This window comes from Ochrobactrum sp. Marseille-Q0166, from assembly GCF_014397025.1.
Taxonomy (GTDB): domain Bacteria; phylum Pseudomonadota; class Alphaproteobacteria; order Rhizobiales; family Rhizobiaceae; genus Brucella.
Map to the genome: position 1 here is coordinate 1,905,408 of NZ_JACJUO010000001.1, position 11,446 is coordinate 1,916,853.

Here is an 11,446-nt window from a genome sequence, read left to right on the forward strand (position 1 = left end):
GTAGAGATTTACGAGATCAAATCTTACAGTTTGATACAAGGGGGCTTTTGCCCCCTTCGTGTTATTCAGGAAAACATCTATGCTTTCGCAAAATACCCCTCCGCTGGCTGTAAGCATTGGCGATCCTTCAGGCATTGGAGCTGATGTTGCTCTTACCGCATGGTTGCAACGCAAAGAGCTTTCTCTCCCACCGTTTTTGCTCATTGCCGATCCGGCTCAGCTTTCGGCCCGCGCTCGGCATCTCAGTCTGAATGTGCCAATCGTCACCCTAAAGACCCCTGCCGAAGCTTTCGATTTCTTTGATGCAAAACTGCCCGTTTTGCCGTTGAAAAACACGCATAAAGAAAGCCCCGGCAAACCTCTGCCGGAAAACGCAGCAGGTGTTATCGAAGCAATAGAACGCGCGGTCGCGCTGACATTGAGTGGCGAAACATCAGCCGTAGTCACCTGCCCGATTGCCAAGAAGCCACTCTACGATGCGGGCTTCAAACATCCCGGCCATACGGAATTTCTCGCAGAACTTGGCAGCAAACATCTCGGGCGTGCAGTCATTCCAGTTATGATGCTGGCTGGCCCTGAACTACGCGCGGTGCCTGTCACAATTCACATCCCTCTCGCCGATGTGCCACGTTTGCTAACCAAGGATGATATTCTGGAGGTGGCTTACATCACAGCGCAGGAGCTGACTGATCGTTTCGGAATAGCGGCGCCTCGAATTGCGATTTCCGGCCTTAACCCTCATGCGGGTGAAGGTGGTGCATTGGGCAAGGAAGATGACGCGATTATTCGTCCAGCGGTCGAGGAGTTGCAGCGCGAAGGCATCAATGCCTGGGGACCATTGCCTGCTGACACCATGTTCCATGCTACCGCACGCGTGACTTATGACGTCGCGATTTGCATGTATCACGATCAGGCGCTTATTCCGGCGAAGGCTCTCGCTTTCGACGAGACGGTCAATGTTACACTCGGGCTTCCATTTATCCGGACATCCCCCGATCATGGAACAGCCTTCGACATTGCAGGAAAAGGCATAGCGCGCCCTGATAGTCTCATCGCATCCATAAGGCTGGCGCAGGAACTCGCCGAAAACGAAGCGAGGCGGAAACCATGAGCATCGACAATCTGCCGCCACTGCGTGAGGTCATCGAACGGCATGACCTGATGCCTAAAAAGTCGCTTGGACAGAACTTTCTGTTCGACCTAAACCTGACATCGAAGATCGCTCGACAGGCAGGCAATCTGCAAGATCAGCCGGTTATCGAGGTCGGTCCCGGCCCAGGTGGCCTCACACGTGCTCTGCTTGCTCAAGGCGCCTATGTCACTGCAATCGAGCGCGATGAACGCTGTCTTGGTGCTCTTGCAGAAATCGAAGCGCATTATCCGGGACGTTTGCGTATTATTTCCGGTGATGCGTTGGAGCAGGATTTCAAAGCTCTGTTTCCCGATGGCCCAAAGCCGCGCATCGTGGCTAATCTGCCGTATAATGTGGGAACACAATTGCTGCTCAACTGGCTTCTGACAGAGCCTTGGCCACCCTTCTATTCCTCAATGACCCTCATGTTCCAACGCGAAGTTGGCGAGCGCATTGTAGCCGCACCGGATACGGATCACTATGGACGCCTCGGCGTTCTCGCAGGTTGGCGCACGCATTCGAGAATTGCTTTCGATGTGCCCCCACAGGCGTTTACGCCACCGCCGAAAGTCATGTCGTCGGTCGTCCATATCACGCCGCGTGAAGAGCCACTCCCATGTCGTGCGGATGCGTTGGGCCAGATTACGCAAGCAGCCTTCGGTCAGCGCCGCAAAATGCTGCGTCAGAGCCTCAAGCCCGTCGGCGGCGCAGAACTGCTGGAAAAAACCGGAATTGACGGTACTCGGCGCGCTGAGACGCTCAGCGTCGAAGAATTTATTGCACTGGCCAACGCCTATCGGCCAGTATGATTCAATTCTTCTTTGGCGTCATTTGTCAGTGGCGCCAAGTTCATCTGCTTAAAAACCTTGTCGACGTGGTCCATTTCCGAGCGGAAGCTCGACATAGATGAACCTGTCAGCTTTTCACCAGCATTGAGCTGTGCTTTGAGCGGGTCGACATAATGATCACCGACTTTAAGTTCGTAATATAAATGCGGTCCGGTCGAATAGCCGGTTGATCCCACATAAGCGATTACTTCACCCTGCTTCACATGCTGGCCGACTTTCAGCCCCTTCGCTTCGCCGGAGAGGTGAGCATAGGTGGTGCTATAGCCGCCCTGATGGCGGATACGCACATATTTGCCATAGCCCTTTTGCGACGAAATCAGCTCAACCGTTCCGTCCCCCGCAGCGAAAATCGGCGAGCCGATCGGCGCATCGTAATCCACGCCGTTATGATGTTTGCGAACGTGCAAAACCGGGTGCACCCGCCAGCCAAAACCATCATTCAGGCGACCATTTGGTAGCGGTTTGTGCATGAGATATTTGGTCATTGAGGAACCGTCTTCGTTGAAGTAGTCCGCGTTTCCCTCGACTTCATGTCTGTAAAGGCGCTTGGCTTGCCCGTTTGTGGTAAATTCCACAAAGACCAGTTCAGGATCGGCATCCACACTCTCACGGAACAGGAGGTCAATTTTATCGACCCGGTTGGCCCCCTTCTGCAGAGATACATTGTTCTCAGCTGCGAGCTTCTTTACATCATCCGCGACTTCGCGCGGTGCGCCCGCTGCAATAAGCCGGGATTGAACGGATCCATCAGTTCGCATTCTTGTAGGCTGACGCGATGCCGACAGCATAGCATCATGGGAAAGACGAGCAAAAAGCCTTTGATTATCATTAGCGCGGAAAACACCATCGTCTGTCCGTCCATAAACGGAATCTAATGCATCACCATGTCTGAACCGTGCCATGGTTATATGCGCTGGCTTGCCCGGCGACTGATCGAGAAGCAGAGCCAAATTATCACCGGGAACAAGGTCTTTTCGACCAAGTGCCTGTTCCAGATTCGCTGCATCTTCAGCGGAAACATCGGCGGCCTGCATGAGTACGCCAACCTTCTCGCGCGATTGTGGAGCGAGAACAATTTCGTGCGCCTTTTTATGAGGCGTATCCGCTGGCTTGGCAAAGCTTACATTCAGTGGCACACCTTTTTGATTGGCGAGTGCTGATATTTCATCTGGCTGATTAGAGGTATTTTTCCCTGTCCCTTTACCTCGTACCGATACCAGATCGAGTAGACCCTGCCCGCTTCCTTCATTCTTCAAATCAAGGATCACATGCTGATAGGTAAACAGCGTGGCTTCTCCATCGTTGGTGCCTTCTGCTATATCAATGCGCTTGGCGATACGTCGATTCTCGTCAACTTCGTTCTGAGGAACGAGCCTACCTTCTTTCTTGGCCGCATGACTATGAACTAGCGTGGTAGGATCAACCATCACAGGCTGCGAAGCATGTCCATGTCGAACCAAATTTCCCGTTACCAAAGCCATTGCACCACCCGCCAGAAGCGTGGCTGAGACCAGCGCAATACAGGCACGCCGATGTGTATGAATGGAAAAGCGTACACGTTGTAATGGCTTGAGAGCACGCTGCGAAAGCGGAGGCATTTTCTTATGCTCGGCCAAAACAGCCATATGCGCGACATCAGACCGGAGCATAAAATCCGGTGATACGACAACATGAATCTGTTTAGCCCTGCGGGCAGCACGAAACAGCATGCAGTGAGCGACTCCAAATCTCATCTGAAATGACAAATGGAACAGAAGGCCAGAGCACGGCTAAATTATGACTCCAGTGGCGACAATCCACCGGAGATACAAGGCGAATGCTCAAGGTAAATTCATCAGGCGCTGGCACGTGCCTTGCGATGCGCTGACAAAGACGACCATGTGTAAATGATCAGGCCCGTCCAGATCAGAACAAAAGCCACGAGCTGGGCATGGGAAAATGGCTCATGAAAAATGAAGATTGCGAAGATAAAAAGCAACGTCGGCGTCAGATACTGCATAAGCCCCAGCGTCGTATATCGCAGCAACTTTGCTCCACCAGCATAGAGGATCAATGGAATTGCCGTGAACGGGCCTGCAAGCAGCAACAGCGAAACATCTGACGCTGTACCGGAGAAGAAGTGATCCTGACCATTGGCCAACAGCCAGATGATGTAGCCGATAGCCGGGACAGAAAGAATAACAACTTCAAGCGTAAAACCTTGCAATGGCGGCATTGGCAGCGACTTGCGGAAGAACCCATAAAGTCCGAATGTCACCGGCAGAACCAGCGAAATCCATGGAAGACCACCCGCATTGAATGTGAGTACGAGAACCGCCGTAAATGCGAACCCGACAGCAATATATTGAACTCTCGTCAGGCGCTCACCGAGGAAAAGTCCACCCAGCACCACATTGAACAGGGGATTAATGTAATAGCCGAGAGCTGCACCTATGATCTGATCGTGAGCAACCGCCCAAACATAAACCGACCAATTGATCGTAATGAGTGCCGCAGTCAGTGCCGCCATTGCCAGCATGCGCGGCGTGCGCAATGCCTCAAGGATTGTGCGGAACTGTCCGATGAAAACCAGCAGAATAGCCGCCACAGGCACTGACCATATCACGCGATGCGCAACAATTTCGAGAGCAGGGAGATGCGATAAAGCCTTGAGATAGAACGGCAAAACAGCCCAAAGACCATAAGCCCCCAAAGCCATCATGAAGCCACGACTTCCGTCTGAAAGCTGGCCTCCGGATAAGGTCTGCTCGGTCATTTTTATCTCCGAATTGAATTTAGTCTCGAAAAAGCAGTCAGCTATTTCAAGCCAGCCAGTTTGCTATGCGCCCATCAATCCATAAAATCTATTCAATTAAACTGATCAAAGCATCAATCTTCGTGAAAGAAGCGGCTCATTCAGCCGCCACCATACCAGCCAAAGAACGGTTCTTCATCAACTTGTAATTGACCGAATCCATCAATGCCTGAAACGATGCATCTATGATATTGTCGGAAACGCCGACTGTACGCCAACGAGCACCCGTTCCATCACCGGATTCAATCAAAACGCGGGTGATAGCTGCTGTGCCGCCATTAAGGATACGCACCTTGAAATCCACCAGTTCCAGATCTTCAATCTCATCCTGATAGCGACCAAGATCCTTGCGCAACGCAATATCAAGAGCATTAACCGGGCCATGACCTTCGGCAACCGACATATGCATCTCGCCATCAACTTCGACTTTCACCACGGCTTCCGAAACAGTTTTCAATGAACCATTGGCATCAAATCGCCGTTCAACAAGACAGCGGAAGGAATCGACCTTAAAGAATTCCGGCTGCGGGTTGAGCATGGCTCTCGCCAAAAGCTCGAAACTCGCATCGGCGCCTTCATAGGCATAGCCCTCTGCCTCTCGTTCTTTGACCAGTGCAATCAGCGAATCTAGCCGTACATCGTCCTTGGCAACGCGAATGCCACGGCGTTCCAACTCAGCGATAAAGTTTGACTTGCCCCCCTGATCCGAAACCATGACGCGTCGGCGATTTCCAACGGTTTCGGGCGGAACGTGCTCGTAAGTCTGTGGGTCTTTGAGTAGCGCAGAGGCATGAATGCCGGCCTTTGTCGCAAAGGCCGACGTGCCTGTGTAAGGCGCCTGTTCTATTGGCGCACGATTCAGAATATCATCAAAGGCGCGTGAAATGCGGGTGATGGCTTTCAGCGCATCAGGCTTGACACCAAGCTCAAAGCGATCTGACCAGTAAGGTTTTAACGCCAGTGTCGGTATCAGGGAGATAAGATTGGCATTGCCGCAACGCTCGCCAATCCCATTCAGGGTTCCCTGCACATGACGTACACCTGCATCAATGGCGGCAAGCGAAACGGCAACAGCCTGCTCGGTATCGTTGTGTGCATGAATACCAAGGCTTTCACCCGGAACAACACTCTTCACCGCATTGATGATTTCAGCCACTTCCGACGGCTGTGTTCCGCCATTAGTGTCGCAAAGCACAACCCAACGTGCACCTGCCTCATAGGCAGCTTTCGCACAACACAATGCATAGTCCGGGTTGGCCTTGTAACCGTCGAAAAAATGCTCGCAATCAACCAGCGCTTCACGGCCCGCCATACGAACAGCAGTCACCGAGGCGGTAATCGATTCCAGATTTTCTTCATTGGTGCAGCCGAGCGCAACCCGCACATGATAATCCCAGCTTTTGGCAACAAAACAGACCGCATCGCTTGAAGCCTGCAGAAGTGCTGTCAGCCCCGGATCATTTGACGCAGAGACGCCGGCACGTTTGGTCATACCGAAAGCTGCAAACTTGGCATTTGAGGTCTGCCGTTTTTTGAAGAAAGTCGTATCCGTGGGATTGGCCCCAGGATAGCCGCCTTCCACATAATCAACTCCCAGTTCTTCAAGCAGAGTGACAATCGCTTTTTTGTCTTCGACAGAGAAATCAACGCCGGGAGTCTGCTGTCCGTCCCGCAAGGTCGTGTCGTAGATATAGATGCGTTCGCGTGCCATTTTGCCTGCCTGTCGGTGGGTATATGCCGTTATAACTTATGGCTTTTCAGTTTTCAGTGTCATGATCTGGGTGCTGGTAAGACACCATGGTTCTTACAAACTCGATACTTTCCGGATCTCGCTCGGTTTCGAAACCAGGTAGTTTTGCGAGGTCATCAACATAAGGAAGCCTTACCTCGACGCCCCATTGCACTGTCGGCTCAATCTCTTCCGGTGCATCGAATGCACCTATAGAAAGCGCCACACCATCCGGTGCTTCATAGGTAAGCGGGGTTCCGCATTGAGGACAGAACCCACGCTTGACGTGATTGGATGATTGAAAGCGCTTTGGCTCGTCACGGGTCCAGATGAGCTTTGCTTCCCCCACAGAAACCAGTGGTGCATAGAAATTGCCAAACGCCTTCTGGCACATGCGGCAATGACAGATCGAGGCGGAGCCGAGTGCGCCTTCAACCCGAAAGCGCACTGCCCCACACTGGCATCCCCCGCTATAGAGCGGCTTGTTATCAAGCGTCATGGTGTCCTCCCCCATTCCACAAACCGATTAGTTTACCACATCCCAAGTCGTGATGCGTTCGCCGGTGACAGGATCTTTGCCATCCTTCAATTGCACGCCCTCAGCCAAGAGTTCATCACGGATGCGATCAGCTTCCGCCCAGTTCTTGTCGGCAATCACCCGCAGCCGCTCGGCAATGCGTGCTTCGATTTGAGCCGTATCAACATCGGTTTTGGCAAAAACCGGCACTTCGCTTGTCACCACAAAATAAGGGTCGAACAGTCCAAGCAGTGCCATGCCCTCACCCAAAGCCGAAACGTCTTTGGCCTTGAACGCCTTGCGCAATACAGTGATCGCAATCCATGTATTGAGATCATCCGACAGTGCTTCCACCGCTTCAGATGCATTCAAAAGCGAGGAAGATGGTGCAAAATCTGCAACGCGTAACAAATCATACCAGCGATGCAGTTCTTCAGCAGATTCTGTCAGACGCTGAGCTGTCCAGTTGATCGGCTCACGGTAATGCGTTTGCAACATCGAAAGACGAGCGGCCAGACCGACCCAGCGATCGCGAGCATCCTTGTTATCCCAGACACCAAGCTGCGGTAGACCATTATTCAGCACATCGCGAATGGTTATGAAATTGCCAAGCGACTTCGACATCTTCTGCCCTTCGACCTGAAGAAAGCCGTTATGCATCCAGATATTTGCCATGCGCTCAGTACCGAAAGCGCAGCATGACTGTGCAAGTTCGTTTTCATGATGCGGGAACACCAGATCAATGCCGCCGCCATGAATATCGAACTTGTTTTTGTACGGGTCATCGCACTTTAAACCACCACCAAAGGGTGCGAGCAGCTTGGCCATGGACATGGCCGAGCATTCGATATGCCAGCCTGGTCGTCCAAGCGTTTGAATACCCGCAGGTGAAGGCCAGCCCGGTTCACCGTTACGCGACGGTTTCCAGAGAACAAAATCCATTTCGTCGCGCTTGTAAGAGGCGACATCAACACGCGCACCGGCCAGCATTTCATCGAATGGACGATGGGAGAGTGCACCGTATCGTGCGCCACCCAGAGCATTCATTGCAGATGGCGAGAACAGCACATGTTCATCTGCAACATAGGCAACACCGCGTTCGATCAGCTTTTCAATAATATTACGCATGTCGTCGAGATGCTCGGTCGCACGCGGCTGGCTCGATGGTTCCAGATTTGCCAATGCTTTGATATCAGCCTGAAACTGGTTGTTTGTGCCTTCAGTGACACGACGGATTGCGTCATTGAGCGGCAGTTCAGGATATTCACTCGCGGCACGCGCGTTGATCTTATCGTCAACGTCGGTAATATTGCGCGCATAGGTTACTTTTTCCGCGCCATAGACATGACGCAGAAGGCGAAACAGCACATCAAACACGATGACCGGACGTGCATTGCCGATATGGGCAAAGTCATAAACAGTCGGTCCGCAGACATACATGCGCACATTATTCGCATCAAGGGGCGTAAAAAACTCCTTTGTACGAGTGGCGGTATTGTATAGGCGTAGTTGCGGCGCATCAGCCATTTTGTTTCCCCAAAAGACCTGAAAATACGGGTACGAAGGACCGCAGCCGTCTGGCCGGGGCGTTATCATCCTGTTTTATGTTAGGGGAGACGAAAACGGCCGGGCCAGCAAGCTGCTAGCCAATAATAATCGAGCCAGTACAAATGAGCGTGGTCGGCGTTTTCATGGCGCTACTTATCCTCATCACAGCCACGGCCGTCAAGAGGATAACACCAAAAACACTGTGACATTTCAGCAACCAAATGAAAGACTAATACACGTTAACCGGAATTCCCTAAAACCGGCTCTAATCAGCCTTCATTCCGTCCCAATCAATCACAAAATAGTGAATGTAATTTGGAAGAGGATGGACCAATGTCTAAAATTGAACTGCAACCACGACAAGATAAGCTCATTGACCAGTACCGTGAAATCGGACCGGCCGTGCTGGTTGCAGCATTGATGAACAAAAATGTTCGCAGCGGCGAAACGAGACAGTCAAGCAATAGCAACTCCATATTAGCCATTAAGAAATCTGGCTAGCAGGCTCAGCCCGATCAGTGTCATTACAACGCATATGATACAATCCAACACGCGCCAAGCGGCCGGTTTTGCAAAAATTGGCTGCAACAGGCGTGCGCCATATCCGAGTGAAAAAAACCAGGTAAACGACGCGATGACGGCACCAACGCCGTAAGCAGCGCGTGCTTGATCATGGTATCGAGCCGATAAACTTCCTAGCAAAACGACCGTATCGAGATACACATGCGGATTAAGGAATGTGAGAGCAAGGCAGGTGGCGACAGCAGCCTTGATGCTTACGCTCTGTGTTGATTTCACCTGTATCGCCTCGGGATGAAAGGCACGGCGAAAAGCAACGAACGCATACCAGAACAGAAATGCCGCGCCAGCAATCGTTACGAACGAAATCAGCTTCGGCGACTGGGCAATCAGCGTTCCAAGCCCCGCAACACCAGCCGCAATCAAAATAGCATCCGACAGAGCACAAATCAGGCAAAGGATAAATACATGCTGTCGCAGCAGTCCTTGTCGCAGAATGAATGCGTTTTGCGCGCCTATCGCAATGATTAGTGAGGCACCGAGGAAAAAGCCTGAGAAAGCTGCTGATATCACTGAATTTCCCTGAAGATAGAATCAAAACATGGATAGCTGATCACCTGATTCATCAACCGGCTCAGTTTTCTTGCTTTTTCTGGGAGGCATTGCAACGTCCAAAGCTTCTTGAACGGGTGTCTGTATGTCAGGCGAGGTATTGGCGACTTTGTTCACCTTGTCCGACACTGGAATGACTTCAAAAAAGTCATCCTGAATCGGCCGCATGATATCGGCCACCTCTCTTGGGAGCAGGGTCTTGCAGTTAAGCCAGCGTGCATAATCTTCTGGCTTCACCACCACAGGCATACGCTCGTGGATGGGACGGAGAAATCCGTTTGCGCCTGTTGTCAAAATACCAGCTGTATCGATTTGCGAACCGTCTGCGCTGCTCCATGTTTCAACCAGCGCACCAAAGGCCACAATGCCCCCCTTTCGAGGTCTGATCCAATAGGCTTGCGCCTTGTTCTTTCCCTCCCGTCGCCATTCGTAAAAGCCGGAAGCGGGAATCAGTGCACGCCGATGATTGAGTGCCGCGCGGAAAGAATTCTTCTCGGCTGCTGTTTCAGAACGAATGTTGAAGACAAGATTCCAGTCATTGGGATCCTTGACCCATGACGGCACAAATCCCCAGCGGACCAACATGCCGATACGATCGGGCCTGTTGCTTCCCGAGGGCGGTGTTTCGCCTGCCAGAATAGAGAGTATCGGTTGCGTTGGTGCAATGTTGTAGCGTGGGGGGAAATCCTCCTCGATCATTGCACCGAGCAGGGCTTCAACTTCTTCGCGGCTGGCAGTCAGAGAAAAACGTCCACACATGACGGCCATGTTCAGACTTTTGCATCAATCGTCAAGCTGCCTTTACTGTTGCCAAAAGCGGTTTACCGGATCATAGCTTGTACATGGTTACAGTTCCTGTCATCCCTCCCCCTGTTCAGATACACGGTGTTTCTCTCATTTGCCGCCGCAATGGCCGCTTTCTGTTGGTTGAACGGGGCAAGGAGCCCTGGAAGGGTTGGCTGGCGTTTCCGGGCGGCAGTATCGAAGCGGGCGAAACGCCGAAAGAAGCTGCTATTCGCGAACTGAAAGAAGAAACCGCACTGGATGCGGGCTCTCTCCGCCATGTCATCACTGTTGACCTGGCGCTTGAAGGCAAAGCCTATTCAAAGAGCTATTTTCTGTCAGTCTATCGTGCATTTGATGTTTCAGGTGAGGAAGAGGCCGGTGACGACGCAGCCGCAATACACTGGCTGAGCATCGAAGAAATGGCAAATGCCAATGTAACGGACAGTACATTCGATGTGGCGCGCTCGGTCGCTGATATCGAGGACGCTTCGGGTGAGCAATCCATATCGCCTTGAAGTGGCCCCGTTTCTCATTCAGGAATGTGTTTCATTCATAGGGGGCGTATATTGCTGGTTAAGCGGCTTTCCATATTGGTGATAGCATTCTGGCTGGGCATTCTGTCTCCGTCCCTTTCTGCTCAGGATGCCCCCTATGAGGGAAAAATGCTCAGAATTGCGGAAGTGCTTGGCTCACTTCACTATCTGCGCAACCTCTGCGGCGAAACCAGCAACGAATGGCGTGAGCGCATGGATGCCATCATTGCTGCTGAAAAGCCCGATGAAGCAGAACGCGTGCGTCTTGTTTCAAGCTTCAACCACGGTTATCGCGTTTTCAGCGACAATTATGTTCGTTGCACACCCTCAGCACTTGCGGCGATTGATCGCTACATGAAAGAGGGAGAAAGCTTGTCGAACGAGCTTATCTCGCGCTATGGGAATTAACCAATTATTCAGTCTTGTGC

At 51.9% G+C, this 11,446-nt stretch carries 12 protein-coding genes; 5 read left to right on the plus strand and 7 right to left on the minus strand.

Translation table 11 applies throughout. From position 1 onward, the window contains the following. The first annotated feature begins 79 nt into the window (after window positions 1-79). The gene (pdxA, locus tag H5024_RS09095) at window positions 80-1,111 is read left to right on the plus strand and encodes a 4-hydroxythreonine-4-phosphate dehydrogenase PdxA (protein WP_187545615.1); all 1,032 of its coding nucleotides are present in this window, start codon (window positions 80-82) and stop codon (window positions 1,109-1,111) included. After that, window positions 1,108-1,941, plus strand: coding sequence for a 16S rRNA (adenine(1518)-N(6)/adenine(1519)-N(6))-dimethyltransferase RsmA (gene rsmA, locus H5024_RS09100; protein WP_187545617.1), 834 nt, complete (start codon window positions 1,108-1,110; stop codon window positions 1,939-1,941). The genes pdxA and rsmA overlap by 4 nt, the downstream gene beginning before the upstream one ends. Here rsmA and H5024_RS09105 read toward each other — a convergent pair. The 5 genes from H5024_RS09105 to cysS all read right to left on the minus strand — a co-directional run bounded on the left by H5024_RS09105 (window position 1,926) and on the right by cysS (window position 8,547). Then, complete coding sequence (locus H5024_RS09105) at window positions 1,926-3,689, minus strand: peptidoglycan DD-metalloendopeptidase family protein (protein WP_187545619.1); 1,764 nt, start codon at window positions 3,687-3,689, stop codon at window positions 1,926-1,928. The genes rsmA and H5024_RS09105 overlap by 16 nt on opposite strands. Window positions 3,690-3,814: 125 nt before the next feature. Next, complete coding sequence (rarD, locus tag H5024_RS09110; RefSeq protein WP_187545621.1) at window positions 3,815-4,735, minus strand: EamA family transporter RarD; 921 nt, start codon at window positions 4,733-4,735, stop codon at window positions 3,815-3,817. A 136-nt stretch (window positions 4,736-4,871) separates the two neighbouring features. Next, window positions 4,872-6,485: a citramalate synthase gene (gene cimA, locus H5024_RS09115; protein WP_187545624.1), complete on the minus strand. Its 1,614-nt coding sequence runs from the start codon at window positions 6,483-6,485 to the stop codon at window positions 4,872-4,874. Window positions 6,486-6,531: 46 nt separating this feature from the next. Next, complete coding sequence (locus tag H5024_RS09120; RefSeq protein ID WP_187545626.1) at window positions 6,532-7,002, minus strand: GFA family protein; 471 nt, start codon at window positions 7,000-7,002, stop codon at window positions 6,532-6,534. Between the two features lie 27 nt (window positions 7,003-7,029). Beyond that, on the minus strand, window positions 7,030-8,547 hold the full coding sequence (gene cysS / locus H5024_RS09125; RefSeq protein WP_187545628.1) for a cysteine--tRNA ligase: 1,518 nt from the start codon (window positions 8,545-8,547) through the stop codon (window positions 7,030-7,032). 354 nt (window positions 8,548-8,901) lie between these two features. Between cysS and H5024_RS21610 the strand changes: the two genes are divergently transcribed. Continuing rightward, complete coding sequence (locus tag H5024_RS21610; protein ID WP_187545630.1) at window positions 8,902-9,069, plus strand: hydrolase; 168 nt, start codon at window positions 8,902-8,904, stop codon at window positions 9,067-9,069. Here the strand turns inward: H5024_RS21610 and H5024_RS09135 are convergent. Beyond that, window positions 9,046-9,660, minus strand: coding sequence for a LysE/ArgO family amino acid transporter (locus tag H5024_RS09135; RefSeq protein ID WP_187545632.1), 615 nt, complete (start codon window positions 9,658-9,660; stop codon window positions 9,046-9,048). The two genes, H5024_RS21610 and H5024_RS09135, sit on opposite strands and share 24 nt — an antisense overlap. Before the next feature lie 21 nt (window positions 9,661-9,681). Then, complete coding sequence (locus H5024_RS09140; RefSeq protein ID WP_187545634.1) at window positions 9,682-10,458, minus strand: SOS response-associated peptidase; 777 nt, start codon at window positions 10,456-10,458, stop codon at window positions 9,682-9,684. 83 nt (window positions 10,459-10,541) lie between these two features. Here H5024_RS09140 and H5024_RS09145 point away from each other — a divergent pair, with 83 nt between their 5' ends. Then, window positions 10,542-11,000, plus strand: a complete 459-nt coding sequence (locus tag H5024_RS09145; RefSeq protein WP_187545637.1) for an NUDIX domain-containing protein — start codon at window positions 10,542-10,544, stop codon at window positions 10,998-11,000. A gap of 147 nt (window positions 11,001-11,147) precedes the next feature. Further along, window positions 11,148-11,426: a TIGR02301 family protein gene (locus tag H5024_RS09150; RefSeq protein ID WP_039859622.1), complete on the plus strand. Its 279-nt coding sequence runs from the start codon at window positions 11,148-11,150 to the stop codon at window positions 11,424-11,426. The last annotated feature ends 20 nt before the right edge of the window (window positions 11,427-11,446 follow it).

What these genes read in the sequence shown, in the direction of transcription:
- cysS (WP_187545628.1), bottom strand. Translation starts at nt 8,547, where the DNA reads ATGGCTGATGCGCCGCAACTACGCCTATACAATACCGCCACTCGTACA.
- H5024_RS09105 (WP_187545619.1), bottom strand. Translation starts at nt 3,689, where the DNA reads ATGCTGTTTCGTGCTGCCCGCAGGGCTAAACAGATTCATGTTGTCGTA.
- rsmA (WP_187545617.1), top strand. Translation starts at nt 1,108, where the DNA reads ATGAGCATCGACAATCTGCCGCCACTGCGTGAGGTCATCGAACGGCAT.
- H5024_RS21610 (WP_187545630.1), top strand. Translation starts at nt 8,902, where the DNA reads ATGTCTAAAATTGAACTGCAACCACGACAAGATAAGCTCATTGACCAG.
- H5024_RS09140 (WP_187545634.1), bottom strand. Translation starts at nt 10,458, where the DNA reads ATGTGTGGACGTTTTTCTCTGACTGCCAGCCGCGAAGAAGTTGAAGCC.
- pdxA (WP_187545615.1), top strand. Translation starts at nt 80, where the DNA reads ATGCTTTCGCAAAATACCCCTCCGCTGGCTGTAAGCATTGGCGATCCT.
- H5024_RS09145 (WP_187545637.1), top strand. Translation starts at nt 10,542, where the DNA reads ATGGTTACAGTTCCTGTCATCCCTCCCCCTGTTCAGATACACGGTGTT.
- cimA (WP_187545624.1), bottom strand. Translation starts at nt 6,485, where the DNA reads ATGGCACGCGAACGCATCTATATCTACGACACGACCTTGCGGGACGGA.
- rarD (WP_187545621.1), bottom strand. Translation starts at nt 4,735, where the DNA reads ATGACCGAGCAGACCTTATCCGGAGGCCAGCTTTCAGACGGAAGTCGT.
- H5024_RS09150 (WP_039859622.1), top strand. Translation starts at nt 11,148, where the DNA reads ATGCTCAGAATTGCGGAAGTGCTTGGCTCACTTCACTATCTGCGCAAC.
- H5024_RS09120 (WP_187545626.1), bottom strand. Translation starts at nt 7,002, where the DNA reads ATGACGCTTGATAACAAGCCGCTCTATAGCGGGGGATGCCAGTGTGGG.